A 21947-nucleotide genomic window follows, 5' to 3' on the forward strand; every position below is an offset into this window, starting at 1 on the left:
TTATTGGATGTGATTATTTCTTATAAATAAGTTTCAATATATTTTACATAGCTTATATAAAAAGAAATTATATATGGGATAATCGGGAAAATATAGCCAGATGATTTCTATGAAATTCATAATAAATATGTTGTTATAATAATCTCATAGCAATACTTCCAAAATCAAAACATATATGAAAGGAGAATGATATGTTCGATTATAAAGAATATTATATGAAAGAAAATGAACTTGTAAAAAAAGAATATGCAAAATCACTTGAAATTATCAATGACATAATAAACAAGACAGAAAGTAAAGAAGGATATAATCAATATTTCAATCATCTAAGTAAATTGATTATTATGATAGCGAACCATGAAGAAAAACTCGATGATGATTACTTCAAAAATAATTCATTCCAACAATTAAAAGTTGATAATGAAAGATTATATGAGGATATCCTACCTAGTAGATATAATACTTGTTATGGTAATCCATCCTATGCCATATCTGAGTTCGGATTGGAAATTGGACAAGTTCTATCATATCTACATACAATAGTTATTGAATGTATACAGTTCGCTTATCAGCATAGAATCATTATGTTAAACAGAGTTAATCAATTAATTATAAAATTTTACAATCACTTGCTTGGCAACGAAAACATTTCCACCCATGAATTAATAAAATATCTTAAAGACGATGCAATGAAATATTGTGACGTGAAAACTGAATTTAAGATAGAATCCGTATCTAATCCTCAGGTGAATTATCTTGGAAATATGATTAAATATGAGAATCTAGATGATTTGAGGTATTTATTTAAATATGGAGTTTACATTGGTGATAATGAAATAAAAATAGCAGAATACCTAAAGAGCATTCCAAAAGAAAAAATCAAGTATATGGGTGATATTATTACAGAAGCTTTTCAAAGAGGTTTCATAGTAGACAATAAAGATATTACTATTAAATCGTCAGTATTACTAAGATATTTTATTGGTTTTGAAAGAATTATAAAAGAAGTAATAGCTAACTTTGAAAAAATTAAGTTGAATTCAATCATTAGTCATTCATTTCATTTGTTAATTTCTACCAAAATAAATAAACAGTATTATTATGATCATAGATATGATTATGGATTATACTATGATGAAGAATACAGCAATCATAAAGTTAATATTTATGAAAAAAATGTTGAAAAACATAGTGATATATTATCTGTATTTGGAGGAACTATTCTCTTTGAAGGATTTGGAGAAAAACCTTTTAACCCAAGAACTAAGAAAGACTGTATAAGACTTGACGAAGAACAAACTAAAATAGATAAACTGGAAAAACTTAAAACCAATAAGATTATTAACAAGTATGTATCCAGAGAAACAACTAGTTTTACAATAGTATCATATCCTATTCCAGAAATAGGTGAACACTTTGAAGATATATTCAATGAAACCATAAGAGTCAACACTCTTGATGTGGATATATATGAAAAAATTCAGCAAAAAATCATTGATACACTAGACAAAGGTGAATATGTTCATGTAAGAGGAAAAGGAAAAAACAAAACTGATTTATTAGTTAAATTACATGAAATCGATAATCCTGAAAAAGAAACCAATTTCCATAATTGTCTAGCTGATGTTAATATACCACTTGGTGAAGTATATACATCACCAGTATTAAAAGGTACTAATGGAACACTTTTTGTGGAAGAGGTTTTCTTATGGGGATTGAAATACAATAATATGGAAATAACATTCAAAGATGGATATGTTGATTCATATACTTGTACCAACTTTGATAAACCAGAAGACAATAAGAATTACATATATGAAAATATATTGCTTCCTAATAAGACATTGCCTATGGGAGAATTTGCTATAGGAACCAATACAACAGCTTATGTTATGGCTAACAAATATAAGATCAATGATATCCTACCAACATTGATTGGAGAAAAAACCGGACCTCATTTCGCAATAGGAGATACATGTTTCATGTGGAGTGAAGACAATCCTGTATACAACTCAGATGGAAAAGAAGTAATAGCAAGAGACAATGAAAAATCAATACTCAGAAAAACGAATATTGAAGAGGCTTATACAGGTAAACATACAGATATTACATTACCATACAGTGAACTTGGTTGTATAGAGGTTATTACAAAAGATAAAAAACGTATACCTATAATAGAAGATGAAAGATTTGTTCTTCCTGGAACAGAAGAATTGAATAAAGCCCTTGATGAAGCGTAGATTTGTGTTATAATAGTTGTTAATATTAAATTACAAAAAATAGACTCAATAGGTGATAGGTAAAATGAAAAAAACTAACAAACAAAAATTTCAAGAGTTATCACGAAAAGAGAAAGTAGATTATATTTGGGAATATTACAAGTTACATATTATTGGAGGTATTATTGTAATAGGTATAATTGCAAGCTTTCTCAATATATGGGTTTTCAATCCACCTCCAAAACCCGCGGTCAGTGTTAACTTTATGAGTACCAACATTATGACAAATGTTACAGAAGAATTGGAAAAAGAACTTGACGATTTGATTGTAACCGAAGAAATGGGCAACAAAAAAGTTTTTGTAAATACTTTTGTTCTCGGTAGTCCCGACCCTCAAATGGAAATGGCTACTCAAACCAAATTTGCAGCGAGTGTTCAAGCTCAAGAACTTGATGTAATGATTATGGACAAAGATAAGTTTGAAGAATTAGCTAAACAAGGTAATATGTTACCTCTAGAAGAAATCTTAGCCCAACAAGATTTGGATATGCTATCTGAAAAACTGATAAGCCTAAAAAGCGAAGAAGATAATAAAGAAAAAATCTATGGAATCGATGTATCTGATAATGACAAGATAAATGAAATTATGGTAGGAGATTCTCCTAAAGTAATGAGTATTATCGTTAATAGTCAAAAATTAGGAAAAAGTAAAGAAGTTATTAAATGGTTTTTGGATATACAATAATAGAAAGAGTATCATGAACTACTATAAAAAAGTGGTTTACGATACTCTTTCTTAATAAATAATAAATATACACCATTAAAATCATCATCAATATAGTTGAAATCCTAATAAAGTGAATGTTTTTTATAAAAAATTAAAAAATGTTCGGAAAATCTATTGACTTATTCCCGTTTTATTTGTAAAATAATTTTATGCTTATAAAAAACTATAAGGAGTTGTTCGTAATGGATAATCTTTCTAAAAAGATTGGTATTATCGGCGGAGGGCAATTGGGAAAGATGATGATTTTAGAAGCTAAACGGTTAGGGTTTTATGTAATAACACTTGACCCTTCAGAGTCTTGCCCATCACATAGTATATCGGATAAACAGATATTGGCTTCTTTTGATGATAAGAAGGCAATACGAACAATGGCAGAAAAAGTTGATGTAATGACATACGAATTCGAACATATCAATGTTGATATTCTAAAAGAATTAGAAAATGAAGGGTATACCATATACCCTACTGCAAAAAGCTTAGAAATAATTCAGAACAAGTACAATCAAAAGGTAACACTTCTTAACAATAATATAGCAGTTCCAGAGTTTCAATCAGTAAAATCCATAGAAGACATACAAAAAGCAGGTCATCAATTCTCGTATCCAATGATGTTAAAAACATGTACAGGCGGTTATGATGGTAAAGGCAATTATGTAATAGAAAATGAAGAATCAATAAAAGAATCTTATAAGCAGTTAGGAAACGGAACATTACCTTTGATGGTAGAAAAATTTGTTGATCTGAAAAAAGAAATATCCGTACTTGCATGTAGAGGAATAGATGGAGAAATATCAGTCTATCCAGTAGGGGAAAACATCCATAAAGATAGTATATTAGATGAAACAAGAGTTCCAGCTTCTATATCTATGGAGTGTACTGAAAAAGCAATGGATATGGCTCACCAAGTAATGGAAATTTTCTCTGGCGTAGGTATGTTTTGCGTTGAAATGTTTGTAACACAAGATGATGACATATTAATAAATGAAGTAGCACCTAGACCACATAATTCAGGACATTATACTATAGAAGGATGTTTCACCTCACAATTCGAACAGCATATCAGGGCTATAACCGGTTTACCACTTGGAGATGTGAGCCTTAGATGTCCTACGGTAATGAGAAATATCATAGGAGAAAATGGAGAATCTGGAAAAGCTAATTATGAAGGAATAGATAAAGTCTATAAGGATGGAAATGTTAAAGTTCATATATATGGAAAAGAAGAAGTAAGACCAAAAAGGAAAATGGGACATATTACAGTTATTGGAAGAACACTTGATGAAGTAGTAAAAAAAGCAGAAACAGCTAAAAACGAGATAAAAGTAGTTGGTGAAAAATAATTTTGAGGAGGTTAATAACATGAATCCTATGGTTGGAATAATAATGGGAAGTGATTCTGATTTACCTGTTATGAAAGAGGCAGCTATGATACTAGACGAATTTGAAATATCTTATGAACTTACTGTAGTATCTGCTCATAGAACACCAGAAAGACTATATGATTATGCAAAAACAGCTAAAGTAAAAGGACTGAAAATAATAATTGCAGGAGCAGGAGGAGCAGCTCATCTGCCAGGTATGGTAGCATCACTTACTACACTTCCTGTTATTGGAGTTCCTGTTAAAACTAGAACATTGAACGGTATAGATTCATTATATTCAATTGTTCAGATGCCTCCAGGAATACCCGTGGCTACAGTTGCAATAAATGGAGCTAAAAATGCAGGAATATTAGCAGCATCCATTATAGGTAGTTTTGATGAAATAGTGAATAAGAAAGTAGAGACATACAAAAAAAATCTAAAAGAAATTGTGGAACATAAAGCTGAGAAATTAGAAGATATTGGATATAATAAGTATTTGCAAGGTATGAATTAAATAAAATTAGGAGGATTTTAGATGAAAAAAACAGAATTATTATACGAAGGCAAAGCAAAGAAAGTATTTAAAACTGATGATGAAAATTTATTGATAGTATCATATAAAGATGATGCAACAGCATTTAATGGTGTTAAAAAAGGTCAAATACAAGAAAAAGGTAGTATCAACAATAGAGTATCTAATTATTTAATGGGATTATTAGAAAAAGAAGATATACCTACTCACATAGTTGAAGAAGTAAACGATCGTGAAACAATAGTCAAAAAAGTTGAAATCGTACCTTTGGAAGTAATAGTCAGAAATATCGCAGCTGGAAGCTTAAGTAAAAGATTAGGTCTAGAAGAAGGAACAAAACTTGATAAAACAGTTCTTGAATATTGTTATAAAAATGATGATCTAGGTGATCCTATGGTAAATGATTATCATATATACTCCCTTTCATTAGCGACAAAAGAGGAACTTGAACTAATATCATCTATGTCATTTAAAATCAATAATATACTTTCAAAATATTTTGCATCCATAAATATAGAATTAATTGATTTCAAAATAGAATTCGGTAGAACTTCTGATGGGGATATCATATTAGCTGATGAAATATCACCTGATACTTGCCGTTTCTGGGATAAGACTACAGGAGAAAAACTAGATAAAGACCGTTTCAGAAGAGATCTTGGAAATGTAGAAGGTGCTTATCAAGAAATATTAAAAAGAACATTAGGAAATAACTAAACCTAATGAAAGTAGAAGGGAGATACCATGTTTGATGATAAATTAAAAGAAGAATGCGGCGTGTTCGGAGTATATAATAATAATGAATTTGATACATCTAGACTTACTTATTATGGACTTTTTGCACTTCAACATAGAGGCCAAGAAAGTGCTGGTATAGCAGTTAATAATAAAGGAACTATTCTTTACAGAAAAGAAATGGGTATGGTATCAGAAATATTTGATGATGTAGTTCTTGATTATTTAAAAGGTCATTCAGCTATTGGACATGTAAGATATTCTACAACAGGTGAAAGTTATGCGGAAAATGCACAACCATTAGTAATTAAATATACAAAAGGACATATGGCTATCGCACATAATGGTAATATAACCAATGCGAGTGAGATAAAAAAAGAATTAGAGGAACAAGGTACTATCTTTCAAACAACATCAGATACAGAAATCATAGCCGCATTATTATCAAGAATCAGAATTAAATATAATGCAATAGAAGATGCTTTGAATGAAGTCATGAGAAAAATCAAAGGAGCTTATTCACTTCTTATCATGACTCCTAACAAACTTATTGCAGTAAGAGACCCATTAGGAATGAGACCTCTTGTCATTGGGAAAAAAGAGGATTCCTACGTATTTTCTTCAGAATCATGTGCATTTGATTCTCTAGGGATAAAATTCGTTAGAGATGTAGAGCCAGGAGAGATTATCGTTGTTAACAAAGATAACATAAGGTCCATTCAAACAGAGGTACCTAAAAAATCTGCTGCATGTATATTTGAATACATTTATTTTGCTAGACCTGACAGTATAATGGATGGTATAGAAGTTTTCAGTGCCAGATATAAAGCAGGAATCGTATTGGCTAAAGAACATCCTGTAGATGCTGATGTAGTAGTGGGAGTACCAGACTCAGGGCTTGCAGCTGCTCATGGTTTTTCAGATGCATCAGGAATTAAGTATGTGGGTGGATTCATGAAAAACAGATATGTGGGAAGAACATTTATCCAACCAAGTCAGGAAATGAGAGAATTAGGAGTACACATGAAATTGAATCCCATAAGGAGTCAGATTGAAGGTAAAAGAGTAGTAATGATTGATGACTCTCTTGTAAGAGGGACAACAAGTAAAAAGATTGTAAACTTATTAAAAGAAGCTGGAGCAAAAGAAGTTCATGTCAGAATAAGTTCACCACCAGTTAAGTATTCATGCTATTTCGGAATAGATACTCCAGAGAGGAAGAATCTCATAGCTGGAAATATGTCTATAGAAGAAATTAGAGATATAATTGGTGCTGATAGTTTAGGATATATAAGTAACGAAGGTCTTCTAAGCACATGTAAAAATGGCAAAAGAGACTATTGTATGGCTTGCTTTAATGGTAAATATCCAATGGATGTTGATGATAAGGAGGATAACTAATGATAGATTACAAGGCTTCTGGTGTAGACGTTGAAGCAGGATATAAGGCAGTAGAGTTAATGAAAAAACATGTTAAAACAACTTTCAACGAAGGAGTTGTAACTGATCTTGGAGGATTCGGAGGACTATATTCTTTAGCTAAACATAAGATGGAAGAACCAGTTCTAGTGTCAGGTACAGATGGTGTGGGGACTAAGTTGAAAATAGCTTTTCTTCAGGATAAACATAGTACAGTTGGAATAGATTTAGTTGCCATGTGTGTCAATGATATCATTTGTTCTGGTGCAGAACCTCTATTCTTCTTAGATTATATAGCATGTGGCAAAAATGTACCTGAAAAAATAGCGGATATGGTAAGTGGAGTCGCAGAAGGATGTAGACAATCTGGAGCTGCTCTTATTGGTGGTGAGACTGCTGAAATGCCAGGATTCTACCCAACAGATGAATATGACATGGCAGGTTTTGCAGTTGGTATAGTTGATAAAAGTAAAATTATAGATGGTTCTACCATAAAAGAGGGGGATGTATTACTAGGGTTACCATCTTCAGGTATACATAGTAATGGATATTCTCTTGTCAGAAAACTCTTTAATCCTACTAAGGAAAAATTGAATGAATATATTGATGAATTAGGTTGTACTTTGGGAGAAGAGTTACTGAAGCCTACTAAGATATATGTAAAAGCAATAAATGAGTTAAAAGATAAAGTAGCGATGAAATCAATTAGTCATATTACAGGTGGAGGTTTCATAGAAAATATTCCAAGAGCATTGAAAGATGGATATAGTGCGAGAATCAATAAAGATTCATGGCCAATTCATAATATATTCAAGTTAATGAAGAATATTGGAAAAATGGATGAAAGAAGTATTTATAATACTTTCAACATGGGAATAGGTATGGTTATAGTTATAGATAAAGAAGAAGCAGAAAAAGCTATAGATGTTTTGGATAATATAGGTGAAAAGGGTTATATAATAGGTTCGGTTGAGAAAAGCAATGAAGGGGTAATATTATGCTAAAAATTGGAGTCCTTGTTTCTGGAGGAGGTACTAATTTACAGGCTATAATAGACAGGATTAATGATGGTACCATAACTGATACTGAGATTGTATCTGTTGTTAGTAATAAAGAAAATGCATATGCGCTAGAGAGAATAAAAAAATATAATATAAAGGGTAAATGCATAAAGCCTAGAGATTATACTACAAGACAAGAATTTAATTTTGCTCTTAGAGATCATTTCATATCATTAGGAGTTGATTTGATATTACTTGCAGGGTATTTGGTAGTATTATCAGAAGACTTTGTCAGAGCTTTTCCTAATAGAATAATGAATATTCACCCATCTTTGATTCCAGCTTTTTGCGGTAACGGATACTATGGACTGAAAGTGCATCAGGGGGTAATTGATCGTGGAATAAAAGTTACAGGTGCTACAGTCCATTTTGTAGATGAAGGTACAGACACAGGTCCTATCATATTACAGAAAGCTGTTGAAGTTGAAGATAATGATACACCAGAAATTCTGCAACGCAGAGTAATGGAAGAAGCTGAATGGACAATTTATCCAGAAGCAGTAAGATTATATGCAGAAGATAGAATCAAAATACAAGGTAACAGAGTAATAATTACATAATTGACTAAATACATTTGTAAGTAGTATAGTTGATTAGTGAACGGACAGTTATGATTAAGCAAATAGTATAGTTGATTGGTTAATCATGTTTGAAATGTTAAATGGCATACAAATATGAAGGGATGGAATAAATGAATATACTTGTTGTTGGTAGTGGTGGAAGAGAACATGCTATAATCTGGAAATTATCCAAAAGCAAAAGAGTAGATAAAATATACTGTGCACCTGGAAATGCAGGAATCTCCGAATTAGCTGAATGTGTAAATGTTGGAGCAACAGATATAGAGGGCTTATTGAATTTTGCTCTATGTAATTCTATTGATTTGACAGTTGTAGGTATGGATGATCCTTTAATGCTTGGAATAGTAGACGCTTTTCAAAATAAAGGTTTAAAGATATTCGGACCTAGACAAAATGCTGCTATGATAGAAGGAAGTAAAATATTTTCCAAACATCTAATGAAAAAATATAATATTCCCACAGCTGAATATATTGTCATGGATGATGTTGATTCTGCAAATGACTATATTAAAGAGTGTCAATATCCTATCGTCATTAAAGCAGATGGACTTGCTCTTGGCAAAGGTGTATTGATATGCTCCAACTACAATGAAGCACAAGATGCAGTTAATACTATAATGATAGACAAGAAATTTGGTAAAGCAGGAAATAAAATTGTAATTGAAGAATTTTTGACAGGTCCAGAGGTGTCAGTTCTATCATTCTGTGATGGTGAACATATAATTCCTATGGTTAGTGCACAAGACCATAAAAGAGCATTTGATAATGATGAAGGTCTCAACACTGGTGGAATGGGAACATTTTCACCTAGTAAATATTATACAGAAGAAATACATAACAAATGTGTTGAAACTATTTATGAACCTTCATTGAAAGCTATGAAAGCTGAAGGAAGAACTTTTACAGGAATTATGTTTTTTGGACTCATGTTAACTGAAAATGGTCCAAAATTATTAGAATACAATGCCAGATTTGGTGACCCTGAAGCACAAGTAGTATTACCAAGACTACAAACAGACCTTGTAGATATATTTGAATATGCTATTGATGGAAGATTGAATGAAATAAATGTACAATGGGACGATAACGCTGCTGTTTGCGTAATATTAGCTTCAGGAGGATATCCTGTTAAATATGAAAAAGGTTATGAGATAAAAGGACTTGACTTACAAAAGAACAAAGATGACCTTGTTGTTTTTCATGCAGGAACTAAGAAAGTAGATAATAAGATAATTACCAATGGTGGTAGAGTACTTGGACTAACAGCTATAGGTAAAGACATAGATGAAGCTAGAGATAAAGCATATCAAGCTGTAGACGAGGTTGATTTCACTAATAAACATTATAGAAGAGATATTGGAATAAAGTAATATTGTATTTAATGATTATAAAATAATTGTGATTATAAATCTTATAATAAGTGATTAAAATTCATCCTAACTATAATAGTTGGGATTTTTTTTACTATAAAAAGTTCTAGAAACAGCATAGCCTTTTTCTATTCTATTGAAAATATTGTCTAATATTATAGAAAAAAGAATATCTAAGTTATCTATTAACTTATTATAAATTTGTAATTAAAAAAATAGTGTGTATATATTGACAAATCGGTATGGATTGATATAATTTAAATATATATAAGTAAAAATATATCTATTATGGAGATGTCTATTATGTGTGGCATTGCGGGGATAGTTTCGCTAGGTAATGATATACCTAATGATTTTATTAAAAAGATGGTTGGCTGTCTAGTTCATAGAGGACCAGATGCTGAAGGTTATTATTGTAATAAAGATGTACAGTTAGGTTCAAGAAGATTAAAAATCATTGATTGTGAAAAAGGAGGACAACCTTTAATTAATGAGGATGGTACTGTGATTGCTATGTTTAATGGTGAAATCTATAATTATCGGAAATTAACCAATCAATTAATTAATAAGGGTCATATATTTAAGTCGCATTCTGATTCTGAAGTATTAGTACATTTATATGAGGAATATGGAATTGAACTACTAGATAAGATTGATGGACAGTTTGCATTTGCTATTTATGACAAGAATAATGAAAAAGTATTTATAGCAAGAGATAGAATTGGCATATGTCCATTATTTTATTCAGTAGTAGATGGCATTGTTTATTTTGCTTCCGAGATTAAGGCAATAGCCAGTACAGATGTAGTGGATTTACGTCCAAGTATTACTGGATTGTATGAACAGTTTGTGTATTGGTCGCCTATGCAAAGTAGAACTATATATGAAAACATTAATCAGATTCCGTTATCAGGTTATGCTGTTATTGATAAAAAGAATAGCATCAACATTAAGATATATCATCACTTTTCTGATTATCGGGAAGATATCGGATTCAATAATATTACTGAATTAAAAGATAAAATACGCTCAACGCTCATTAAATCCATCATGGAGAGATTAAATTGCGATTCCAATATAAAATGGGGATTATATTTAAGTGGCGGTTTAGATTCAACGATATTAATAAAACTATTGAAAGAGTTAGGTTATGATGATTTCCCAACTTTTTCTTTGGGATTCAAGGATTATAAATTAGATGAATCCGCATATCAGTTGTTGGGATTAAAGGGAAACAAAGGGCAGCATATTAAGATAACAGTAAGTGATGAGGATATTATTTCACATCTTCCTGATGTGATAAAGCATTGTGAAGTACCTTTATATAAATTGGGTGCAGTTCCTATGTATATGCTTTCAAATGCAGTAAATGAATATGGTGCTAAATTTGTTCTAAGTGGTGAAGGCGCAGATGAGCTTTTTTATGGATATGATGTATATAAGGAAACGTTATTTCGAAAGTATTGTTCACTCAATCCTAATTCTAATGTTAGATTTAACGGAGTTAAGAACTTCATTCAATTCAACAATAATAGTCATGTATTAAAAGGGTATAAAGAATATTATTCAAGATTTTATAGTGGAAGTGAAGACTTTCTATATTCTATGAAATCACGCATCTTCGGAAGTTCTTCCATAATAAATTATTTTAATCGGGAAAATAAAGCTAGTATTGATATCAAAAAGATTGACAATGAAATACAGGAACAATTTTTTGATGAGGAGTGTAATTTGTCTTTACTTAAGAAGTGCCAAGCTGTTCAAATGAAAATATTATTATCAGGTTATCTTTTATCAACTCAAGGTGATAGAGTACTGATGGCGAATTCCATTGAGGGGAGATATCCATTTTTGGATCGTGATCTAATAAAACTAGCATATGCTATTCCAGATAACTATAAATTATCAGGCTATGATGAAAAACATATTTTAAAAGAAACTTTCGCTGATATAATTCCAAAAGCAATTCTCAAAAGAACTAAATATCAATATTCTACACCAGGTTCAAGACTTTTTATTAATAACATGGAACAATTTGAATCTTATTTGTCAAAAGATGTATTTTATAAATATAGTATTTTTGATTACCATAAAACCATGTCATTAATTGAGAAACTGAAAAATAATAAACAATATCCTCAGAAAAATATTATTGATGATATGATACTTATTTATATCATCACGACTCATATGTTGTTGGAGATGGTACATTAAACTACATAAAAATTCCTTTCTGTTAAATAGTGTAGTTTTATTATGATTTAATTATTAATCAAAAGAATATATTTTTTATTATGAAAGGAGGTGAAAACTATGTTAAAACATAGGAGTTACAATTGCGCAACTAGTATTGTTAAGGGAACAGTTCAAGTAAGTCCAGGAGCATCATCAACATGCACTGGTTCATCTTGTTGTTGTACAAGTTGTTGCTGTTGCTAACACAAATAAATGATATTCAAAGGAGGTGAAAGAGTGTTAAAACATAGAAGTTATAACTGTGCAACTAGTATTGTTACAGGGACAGTTCAAGTAAGTCCAGGGGCATCTTCAACATGTACAGGTTCATCCTGCTGTTGTTCGAGCTGTTGTTGTTGTTAATAAGAACAGATTAAATGTACGTGATAGATATATTTAATTATAAAAGTTATAACTTTGTAGTAGCATTGTTAGATATATATATTAATATCTGAAGTATTTATATCTTATATCAATGTAATATAATTTATTTTTATATGTAGCAATAATATAGTACATATATTTGTTAAGCTAGAAAAGGTGGGTTGGAATCTTGGAATCAAGGTTCTGACCACCCATTTATGATATATATATTGATTATTATTGTAGATTAAACAAAACATAAGGAGATATTAAATTGGATAATAAAGGGAAAAAATATTTGTCTAACCACGCTCATTATCGTGAAACCATAAATATGAGTTCGCAATATGCATTAATCTCACCATATGTTGATACTACAGTAGTTCGTACACCAGAGGTTACATTAAAAGGAATCTATCATTCTAGATCCAATCGTTTTGCAGGTGAAGAGTATTTGCTTAATTTTCGTACATTCAGTGCAAGGCTGGATTTCAGAATTGGAATCAGTCGTTTTCAAGCTAGGGATGCTATGCTCTCTTTTGCAATGCGTGACAAGAAAGAGAATGCTTCAGAATTAATTAAACTTCCAATAGCGAAAAAAATAAGAGCTTCTTTTAGTAGTGTTTTACAAGCTAGAAGAAGTGTAAGAGTTTTTAATGGTTCTATTCCACTTAATGATTTTGCAACTATTTTATATTATTCTCAAGGTATAACAGGATATATTACATTACGTGATAAAGAGGAGGATGCTGAACGTATAATGCTCCATGCAACACCTTCTGGAGGAGGTTTCTATCCAGTAAGATTGTATATAGTTGTTTGGAATGTTGATAAGTTGCCTAAAGGTATTTATGAATATTGTCCTCATCATCATTCACTTAGATTGGTAGAAAAAGGATATAGTGAAGATGATTTGAAAGCACTTGCTGGCTTTGGAAATATAAAAGTAGAAACATGTGCATTCTGTATGGCATATGTATATGAGCTATATGTCAATTCACATAAATATGGTGATGCTGGTGCAGCATATGGATTTATAGAAGCTGGTGAAATTGCAGAAAATGCTCAGTTAACTACAACAGCCCTTGGATATGGTTCATGTGATATCGGAGGATACAATAAACAATTTATCGAAAAGCGTTTTGGACTTGATGGAATTAGTAAACAGGTTATACATTTTACGATATTTGGAAACGGAGGAGTTATCTAATGAATGATAATACTAATAACATGGTCTTTCGTGATAATGTAAGAGTCTATGATAACGGTAAGGATGAAATTCGTTTGCGTATGGGTGTTTTTAATTATGAAGAAGCTGAATTGGATATGTCAGACTTATCTGAACAACTGACTTCCTTCACTAGGGATATGGTTAAACTTTTGCAGAGTGAAGAAGGATATAACGAAGAAATAATCAATGATTATATTCTTGAACCTTACGAGAAAGAAATTATTGAGTCTCTATTAAATGAACTAAGAGCAACAAATTATATAACAACATGTGAATGTAAGAGCATTGATGAAGAGATTACACTAGCATTATTAGGATATTTGGAACATGATAATCTTGAATCAGAAGAAGATGCTGCCAAAAAGAAAGTTCTATTTTTTGCAGATGATGAGTATTCAATAGGAACAGCTAAGAAATTGGCTGATGAAATGAGATTTAAGATAGATATTATGGAAATGGAAACATTCGCAGAACTAAAAAGTGCAGATTTGACTACTAATATGGATGGTTTATCAACTGTACAGCAAATGAGTCATTTTGAAAAGATATTCAAAGAATATGATGCTATGGTTGGTTGTCTGAAAAACCTTTCTGTAATATTTATGAGAAACCTTAACAGAATTTCTATCAAATTAGAGATCCCTGTAGTATTCTCATTTATTGATGGGCCTGTAATATGTGCATTGGCTACTAATCCTTATACTACAGGCTGCCTAGAATGTTTTGAATTAAGAGCTCTGTCAAGGTTAGAAGACCATGTTCAATATCATAATTTTATAAATATCGAAAGAGATAGTAATAAATATACTTCAGGTAGTAAGGGATTGATTCCATTACTGAATATGTTAGTTAATCTGGCTATATCAGAGTCTTTTATGATTAGAAAGATTGGAGCATCTAAATTTACAGGGCGTTTATTGACAATATATCTGCCAACACTTGAGATACAAGCACAAGATATTTTACGTGTACCATTCTGTCCTGCATGTGGTGCTGTGGCAAAAGTTAAATTGGAAGAGAAAAATATTTCATCACGTGCTTTAGTGGATGAGATAGTTGCAAATACATTAAAAATAAAATAATTATATAGATATGGAGAGAAAATGATGATAAGATTTTATCCAACATATGAGCATATAATGAATCAGTATAGATATATTGGTGGGAATCAAACGGGTATCATGCATGGTGTTTTGGCTCCTATGGTTCATATGCCACCAGAACCTTGTCTGAAATCTATAACCGGTAGAATGCCTAATTATCATAAAATTACATACAATGACCCTCAAAAGCATGTAGAATATCATTTGAGTGGTTATGGAATATATAATGAAGAAGCTCTAATTAAATTGATAGGTGAGAGTGTAGAACGTTACGCGCCCATTTGTACAGAAAAAATTATGAGAGATAGGATTGTCTACAGCAGTTATAGAGAGATGACTAAAATTGGTAAAGTTATGCCATTAAAATATCTTAATATTTTTTCTGGAGAACAGCAAAAGATTTTATCGAAGATTATGCCAGTCTATTCACCACAGTCAGCAACTGAAGATGATATAATAGGATGGATAAAATGTGCTTCACTAGTTCATCCGAATGAGGATGTTTGGGTTCCGATGCAGTTATTATCAGTTGGATTCGTTAAAAATAAAGAAAACAATGAGAAATTTTTTGCACCAGCATTTTCTACAGGTACAGCATCCCATACATCATTGAAGAAAGCTTTACTAAATTCATTAATAGAGTATGTGCAGATAGATGCATTCATTATTTCTTGGTATACGATGCGTAAAGTAAAGCGAGTAGTAATAGATGATGAAGATATTTTACAGTATCTGGAAAGTTGTGGATTGGGTAAAGATTCCCCTTATGAAGTCATACCACTATTAGTAACACTTCCTGATATGGATCTACCTGTATATCTTGTAGTATTGAAGAGAAAAGATGAAAAAATGCCGTATCTCATTGTTGGTACACAGGGAGATCTTAATGCGAAAAATGGAATACTAAGAGGCACAATGGAGGCTACTGCAATAATTTTCATGCATATGTTCAATGCTCTTTTTGATATGCCTAAAATAGATTTTTCAATTAATGAATCAGCTTTTGCTGATCTAGATACAAATGTTCTGTTTTATGGAGTTCCAAATAAAGTAAAAGAAATTGATAACCTTTTAAATCAAATTATAGAAGGTACGATCAAATTGTCAGAGATTGAATCTAGATGGGAAAATGATGTAGATGCTCAAATTTCACACTTGATAAAAGAAATTTCGAAAGTAAGTGAGTATGCAGTATATGTAGATATTACACCTCCCGAAGTAATAGATAAAGGGTGGAGCGTTGTCAGGACATTCATACCAGAATTGTGTGCTATGTGTTTACCTGGTTTTCCATTTGAGAATCATCCAAGATTAAAAGAATATGGTGGTGTGATTAATGAATATCCACATCCACTACCATAGTATTCTAGTGTTATTGGCAACAGTATATCCTGTTTCGTTTCCTCAGATCATATTATCTTTTAGAGGAAGATACAATCACAAGAATCAAAACATGATATATTTAGAATACTGTGTAATTATGAGTTCCATTATTTTGATACTTAGCTGTGTTTTAGTACCAATAAGTAATAATATAATTATTTCATCAGATATTATGTGGTACATTATTTCTATAGTTGCTGCACCAATATTAATTATAATTGAATTCATAATCGGTACTATAATTCTTAGATTGTCAGGAAAGATGGTAAAGGGTATTTCAGTAAATGCAAATTGGAAAAAAATAAGCATAGTGGGATGTATTTCAACTATATTACTCGCGATAATAGAAGAACTGATATATAGGCAATTGTGGAGTGTTGCAATGCTAGATAATCTGCACTGGAATATATATCTATACATAATACTCAGTTCTGTCATATATGGATTTAATCATCTATATTATGGGTTTGCGACTTTTATTCAAAAAACAATCAGCGGTATTCTGTTAGCAGTAATATTTTTATTGAGTGGGCGTTCCATTATTATTCCTATTATAATACATGTACTACAGAATTTAATCATTCTATTAATGGGGAGGTATAAGAAATGACGAATATTTACAGTGTTCTTTTGACCGGTTTCATTTGCTTGTTTCTTTGGATATTCATATTCAAACAGTCATATAGTAACACGTATATTAAGAATAGGATTTCACTTATTATATCTTCGGTATTCGGAATTTCACCCTCTTATTCTTATTCAGTATTTGCAACATTTTTATACTGTATATTACCAACAATAAGTTGCTTTGTCGTAGCGGGAATCGCTGATATTAGAATCAGTGATTTGTTTTCATTAAATGATATACCCATATCTACTGTAATAATAATGTTAGGTATCGTGGCATCTATGTCATTGATATCAATGTTTGTTATGATAGCAATGAAAATAGTACCGAAAATAGATATTGTAGGAGAAATGTCGTCAGTTGTATGGATAAAGGGAGTATTTCAAGTTCCTAAAAAGATTGCATGGTTACTACCTTTTTTAAGCGCAAGTTTTGAAGAATTATTTTTTAGAGGAGTATTATTGAAATCATTAATTTCTAATGGTATGAATATTATTTTAGCAATTAGTGTGGTAACTTTAGCTTTTGTTCTGAATCAAGTGTTACTTACTAATACAATTACGCAGGCATTGGTACTTGGATTTTCAAGTATATTCATTTCTGTTATAGGTAGTATTTTATTTTTAGCAAGTGGTAGTATAATTCCATCTATGATAGTACATGCATCTTTTGCTGGTTTTTATGTAAATAAAAATGAATTGGATTGAATTATATAAATATGAAGTCACTATAAACAAACATAAACTAGAAAAGGAGATTGTTAGAATAATGATTAATGTTGATTCGCTTAGTATGAGATATGGAGATTTTTATGCAGTAGATAATATTTCTTTTTCAGTTGAAAAACAAGAAATATTCGGTATCATTGGGTCAAATGGTGCTGGCAAAACATCTACAGTGGAGTGTATTGAAGGTTTACGAAAAGCTTCAAGTGGTTCTGTTGATGTTATGGGGTATAATCCATGGAAGGAAAGAGAGAAAGTCAATCAGTTAATAGGAGTTCAATTACAAGAGACATTATATCAGGATCGTGCAAAAGTATATGAGATATGTGAATTATTCCAATCATTCTATCCTAATCATCTGTCATATGAAGATTTACTTGAAAAACTAGGATTAATGGAAAAAAGAAAGGCTTTTGTTTCAACTCTATCAGGTGGACAAAAACAAAAGTTGGCTATTGTATTATCTCTAATTTCAAATCCAAAGATTGTTTTTTTGGATGAACTTACGACTGGACTAGATCCAAAAACACGTCATGAAATGTGGGATATGATACTTAATCTAAGGCAAAACGGTCTTACAATAGTACTTGTTTCACACTTTATGGATGAAGTGGAAGCTATTTGTGACAGAGTTGCTATTATGGATAAAGGAAAAATATTAAGTATGGGGACTGTAAGTGACATTACGAAAGAGTATGACCTAAAGCAGAAAGTATCTTTTAGGACTTCACTTAATAATATTGAAAAGATCGAGAAGCTAGGTAGTGAAATATATCTTAAAAATAATTCTGATATTGTCACTTTGTCGGGAAAGGGTGATGACTATTTGAATAATGTAATCACATATTTGAGTGAAAATAATATATCTTATACAGATTTAGATGTAAAAAAACCAGGTTTGGAAGATGTTTTTCTTGATTTGCTTGGTTACACACCCGAAGATGATAATAATAAGGAATAGTAAAGGAGGATTACAATGAATTATAAAATAATGTTAAAACTAACTACTTTTGAGTTGAAACTTTTTTCTCGCAATTTTATAAGTATGTTTTTTCTATTAGTATTTCCTACCTTGATGATCTTATTATTCGGAGGAATATACGGAAATGAACCTAATGTAATTTTTGGTGGTGTAGGAACAGTAGATGTATCAGTGCCAGCATATTCTGGTTTAATAATTTCTGTTACTGGATTAATGAGTTTGCCTTTGACTCTTTGCGAGTATAGAGAGAAGAAAATACTCAAGAGATATAGAGCTACACCATTGAAAGTAATTTATGTCATTATTTCTCAGGTATGTGTTAACTGTCTTATGACAATAGCAGGTATGATATTTTTGATTATCATAGCTAAATTGGTTTTTGGTCTTAATTTCATAGGTAATGTTTTTGAAGTAATTATAATATTTATTTTGTCGATGCTTAGTGTTTTTTCAATTGGATTTCTGATTGCTAGTGTTGCTCCTAATATGAAGGCGGCTAATGCAATCGCTAATTTAGTTTATTTTCCTATGCTGTTTTTAACAGGAGCAACTATTCCTATAGAAATAATGCCTGAATTCATGCAGAAAATATCTAAATTCCTTCCAGTGACTCATGCTGTTAATGCAATGAAAGATGTCTGGTTAGGAAAAGGTATGATTCATGCATGGGTAAGTATTCTAGTACTTATACTAGTGTTGTTAGTATGCTTAATTGTGTCATTAAAGATATTTAGGTGGGAATGATGGTAGATAGAAATATATTAAAATTTATAGAAGACAATAATCTTATTAGTATTAATTCAATGGATGAAGCTTTATTTTCAAAAGGTAAATTGCAATCAGGTTTTTTTATTTATTTGATTATAGAAATTGAAGATAGTTATAATATCATATTCAGTGATGAGGAATTGAAAATGGAGAATTTTGATACTGTGCGCATGATTGAATCAATGATTAATAAAAAAACACATAAAATAAGGAAAATATATGATGATTCATATCAATTTTAATTAATATATTAATTAAGATAATTATAAAAATGGTAGCTATAATTAATTTTATTGATATAAAAACCTTATTGTTATGCTATAATTAATCTTGAAAATGAAGTCAGTAGAATAGCATATCAGATTAATATACAATAATAATACGGAAATTTTCTACAGTATTACTAGATGTTTTTGCTTTAGAGAAAGGATTGAAACTGTGGCTCAAATAATTAACAAATCAAATCACTTAAGAAAAGAAATAATAGTTGCCTATCTGAAAATGATTGTATGTTTTATTGCAGCGGTTTTTTGTATGATACTTGCTGTTTATACCTATGGTTTTTCATTAATAGCTACGCTTGTACTTGGTGTCTATATAAAAAAAATGAAAACGAACATTAGTATAGTAAAGTCTGGACTTGAGGGAGAAAAAGAAGTTCTGAACCTCTTAGCAGATCTACCTAAAAGATATAAAGTTATTTCAGATATTCTTATACAAGGTAAGAATACGTCGAGTCAAATAGATTATGTTGTAGTTGGATCAAATGGAATATTTATTATTGAAGCTAAGAATATAAAAGGAACGATAAAAGGTAAAACAGGTTCTAGATATCTTACACAAATAAAAAAAGGAAAAGGCGGTAGAGAATATAGCAGACAATTATATAATCCTGCTTTACAGGTTAAAGGGCATGTATTAGGACTTACCAAACTTCTTAATAAAAACAATGTACATAGCTATATTCATGGAATGGTATATTTTGCTAATGAAGATTCCAAAGTAGATTTTAAGTCAAATGATATTGTAGTATTATCAAAAAGTAAGGATAATCTCTTAAAATATATAAAAACATATAAGAAAGATGGAGTTAAATTAACTCCAAAAGAACAAGTTGAAATAACAGGGATACTAAAAAAACAAGTGATGTAGGAGAATCAATAAGCTTTGTGATTGTATTAATTAATGACATGTGATATAATTTTAAAAGACGTAATATGTAGTTTTGAAAACTATATAAAACCATTGGAGGGTTTAACTATGAAAAAAATTGCAATCTTGTCCGATTCTGCTTGTGATTTACCTGATAGTGTTATTGAAAAATATAATATTAAATTACTTCCATTAAGAATTATATATCATGATCGTGAATACAGAGATCGTATAGAAATCAAACCCCAGGAAGTATATGACAATATTGAAAAAGAAGTACCTAAAACATCATTACCTGTTCCAGAAGATATAATTGATGCTTTTGATAGTCTTGTAGATGAAGGATATACTGATGCCATTGTCATTACTATATCATCAAATCTTAGTGGAACATTTAATTTAATTAAATTGCTTGCTAGGGATTATGAACGACTCAATGTAAAAGTATATGATTCGAAAACATTAGGCATATTTTTGGGATTTATCGTAAAAGAGGTAGCGGCAATAGCTTATAATCAAAATATGGAAGATATAATGAATAAAGCAAAAGAAATAAGAAGTAAGTTAAAAGGTTGTTATGTCCTTAAAACACTGACCTACTTAAGAAAAGGCGGAAGAATAGGTAAAGTAGAAGGAACAGTAGGTGAATTATTTAACATCAAACCTATTATTGGTATTAATGATGAGGGCGTTTATTTTACAATAGCAAAAATAAGAGGCAGAAAAAGATCTATAAGTAAAATAAAATCAATGATATTAGAAGAATTCAAGGATAAGAAGTATAATATAGCTATTATACATGGTGGTGCTGAAGAAGAAGCACTAGAATTGTATGAAAGCATTAAAAATATTGGTCATATAATTGACGGACATATTTCACAGATTAGTCCTGCATTAGGAGTCCATACGGGACCAGGACTAATTGGATATGCAGCTTATGAAGTGTAATAAAAATAAATATTATTTTAATTAGACATGCTGTTGTCATATTAGCTTTGTTATACTTAACATAGTTCTAATAAAATATGAACTATATTAAATAATGAGGTGAAACAGATGAAATATGAGATAATGACTTTAACAAAGAAAATTGTTGTTGGAAAATCGATAATAACAACTAACAAAAATGGTAAATCAATGAGAGATATTGGAGTTATGTGGCAAAAATTTATTGGTGAAGGTATTTATCTAGATGTTTCGAGAAAACCCCCTCCTCTAACTAGGAGGGAGATGAATCGGAACGGTTTTTAATCTTTAACTCCTGCTTGAGAGCGAATATATTTCTCAATCATTTCTATTGTTGCTCCTC

At 30.6% G+C, this 21947-nt stretch carries 23 protein-coding genes; all 23 read left to right on the forward strand.

Annotated elements, in window-relative coordinates; translation table 11 throughout:
- Positions 1-191: 191 nt before the first annotated feature.
- The 23 genes from QMG30_RS22645 to QMG30_RS22755 all read left to right on the forward strand — a co-directional run bounded on the left by QMG30_RS22645 (position 192) and on the right by QMG30_RS22755 (position 21889).
- Positions 192-2240 carry an aminopeptidase gene (locus tag QMG30_RS22645; RefSeq protein ID WP_281819364.1) on the forward strand — a complete coding sequence of 683 codons (2049 nt, stop codon included), beginning with the start codon at positions 192-194 and terminating at the stop codon, positions 2238-2240.
- Positions 2241-2304: 64 nt separating this feature from the next.
- Positions 2305-2964: a hypothetical protein gene (locus QMG30_RS22650; RefSeq protein ID WP_281819365.1), complete on the forward strand. Its 660-nt coding sequence runs from the start codon at positions 2305-2307 to the stop codon at positions 2962-2964.
- A gap of 224 nt (positions 2965-3188) precedes the next feature.
- Entirely contained in the window at positions 3189-4346 is a 1158-nt protein-coding gene (locus tag QMG30_RS22655; RefSeq protein ID WP_281819366.1) for a 5-(carboxyamino)imidazole ribonucleotide synthase, read from the forward strand.
- A gap of 19 nt (positions 4347-4365) precedes the next feature.
- Complete coding sequence (gene purE / locus QMG30_RS22660) at positions 4366-4884, forward strand: 5-(carboxyamino)imidazole ribonucleotide mutase (protein ID WP_281819368.1); 519 nt, start codon at positions 4366-4368, stop codon at positions 4882-4884.
- Positions 4885-4905: 21 nt separating this feature from the next.
- Positions 4906-5619 carry a phosphoribosylaminoimidazolesuccinocarboxamide synthase gene (gene purC / locus QMG30_RS22665; RefSeq protein WP_281819370.1) on the forward strand — a complete coding sequence of 238 codons (714 nt, stop codon included), beginning with the start codon at positions 4906-4908 and terminating at the stop codon, positions 5617-5619.
- 27 nt (positions 5620-5646) lie between these two features.
- On the forward strand, positions 5647-7038 hold the full coding sequence (gene purF, locus QMG30_RS22670) for an amidophosphoribosyltransferase (RefSeq protein WP_281819371.1): 1392 nt from the start codon (positions 5647-5649) through the stop codon (positions 7036-7038).
- Positions 7038-8060, forward strand: a complete 1023-nt coding sequence (gene purM / locus QMG30_RS22675) for a phosphoribosylformylglycinamidine cyclo-ligase (RefSeq protein ID WP_281819372.1) — start codon at positions 7038-7040, stop codon at positions 8058-8060. The genes purF and purM overlap by 1 nt, the downstream gene beginning before the upstream one ends.
- Positions 8054-8677 carry a phosphoribosylglycinamide formyltransferase gene (purN, locus tag QMG30_RS22680; protein ID WP_281819373.1) on the forward strand — a complete coding sequence of 208 codons (624 nt, stop codon included), beginning with the start codon at positions 8054-8056 and terminating at the stop codon, positions 8675-8677. Before purM ends, purN begins: the two co-directional genes overlap by 7 nt.
- Positions 8678-8808: 131 nt before the next feature.
- Positions 8809-10068, forward strand: a complete 1260-nt coding sequence (gene purD, locus QMG30_RS22685; RefSeq protein WP_281819374.1) for a phosphoribosylamine--glycine ligase — start codon at positions 8809-8811, stop codon at positions 10066-10068.
- 303 nt (positions 10069-10371) lie between these two features.
- Positions 10372-12282, forward strand: a complete 1911-nt coding sequence (gene asnB / locus QMG30_RS22690; RefSeq protein ID WP_281819376.1) for an asparagine synthase (glutamine-hydrolyzing) — start codon at positions 10372-10374, stop codon at positions 12280-12282.
- Between the two features lie 99 nt (positions 12283-12381).
- Positions 12382-12507 carry a hypothetical protein gene (locus tag QMG30_RS22695; protein WP_281819378.1) on the forward strand — a complete coding sequence of 42 codons (126 nt, stop codon included), beginning with the start codon at positions 12382-12384 and terminating at the stop codon, positions 12505-12507.
- Positions 12508-12540: 33 nt separating this feature from the next.
- Positions 12541-12666, forward strand: a complete 126-nt coding sequence (locus QMG30_RS22700) for a hypothetical protein (protein ID WP_281819380.1) — start codon at positions 12541-12543, stop codon at positions 12664-12666.
- A gap of 274 nt (positions 12667-12940) precedes the next feature.
- Complete coding sequence (locus QMG30_RS22705; RefSeq protein ID WP_281819381.1) at positions 12941-13876, forward strand: SagB family peptide dehydrogenase; 936 nt, start codon at positions 12941-12943, stop codon at positions 13874-13876.
- Entirely contained in the window at positions 13876-14979 is a 1104-nt protein-coding gene (locus QMG30_RS22710; protein WP_281819382.1) for a streptolysin associated protein SagC, read from the forward strand. Before QMG30_RS22705 ends, QMG30_RS22710 begins: the two co-directional genes overlap by 1 nt.
- A 24-nt stretch (positions 14980-15003) precedes the next feature.
- The gene (locus QMG30_RS22715) at positions 15004-16362 is read left to right on the forward strand and encodes a YcaO-like family protein (protein WP_281819383.1); all 1359 of its coding nucleotides are present in this window, start codon (positions 15004-15006) and stop codon (positions 16360-16362) included.
- Positions 16337-16993, forward strand: coding sequence for a CPBP family intramembrane glutamic endopeptidase (locus tag QMG30_RS22720; protein ID WP_281819385.1), 657 nt, complete (start codon positions 16337-16339; stop codon positions 16991-16993). Before QMG30_RS22715 ends, QMG30_RS22720 begins: the two co-directional genes overlap by 26 nt.
- Positions 16990-17718, forward strand: coding sequence for a CPBP family intramembrane glutamic endopeptidase (locus QMG30_RS22725; protein ID WP_281819386.1), 729 nt, complete (start codon positions 16990-16992; stop codon positions 17716-17718). The genes QMG30_RS22720 and QMG30_RS22725 overlap by 4 nt, the downstream gene beginning before the upstream one ends.
- Positions 17719-17779: 61 nt before the next feature.
- Positions 17780-18697, forward strand: a complete 918-nt coding sequence (locus tag QMG30_RS22730) for an ABC transporter ATP-binding protein (protein WP_281819388.1) — start codon at positions 17780-17782, stop codon at positions 18695-18697.
- Between the two features lie 15 nt (positions 18698-18712).
- Positions 18713-19462, forward strand: a complete 750-nt coding sequence (locus QMG30_RS22735; RefSeq protein ID WP_281819389.1) for an ABC transporter permease — start codon at positions 18713-18715, stop codon at positions 19460-19462.
- Positions 19462-19728 (forward strand): hypothetical protein, encoded by a 267-nt coding sequence (locus QMG30_RS22740; protein WP_281819391.1) that lies wholly within the window; start codon positions 19462-19464, stop codon positions 19726-19728. Before QMG30_RS22735 ends, QMG30_RS22740 begins: the two co-directional genes overlap by 1 nt.
- Before the next feature lie 196 nt (positions 19729-19924).
- On the forward strand, positions 19925-20638 hold the full coding sequence (locus QMG30_RS22745) for a nuclease-related domain-containing protein (RefSeq protein ID WP_281819392.1): 714 nt from the start codon (positions 19925-19927) through the stop codon (positions 20636-20638).
- A 108-nt stretch (positions 20639-20746) separates the two neighbouring features.
- Positions 20747-21586 carry a DegV family protein gene (locus QMG30_RS22750; protein WP_281819393.1) on the forward strand — a complete coding sequence of 280 codons (840 nt, stop codon included), beginning with the start codon at positions 20747-20749 and terminating at the stop codon, positions 21584-21586.
- A gap of 108 nt (positions 21587-21694) precedes the next feature.
- Positions 21695-21889, forward strand: a complete 195-nt coding sequence (locus QMG30_RS22755; RefSeq protein WP_281819394.1) for a hypothetical protein — start codon at positions 21695-21697, stop codon at positions 21887-21889.
- The last annotated feature ends 58 nt before the right edge of the window (positions 21890-21947 follow it).

The organism is Vallitalea longa, from assembly GCF_027923465.1.
Lineage (GTDB): Bacteria > Bacillota > Clostridia > Lachnospirales > Vallitaleaceae > Vallitalea > Vallitalea longa.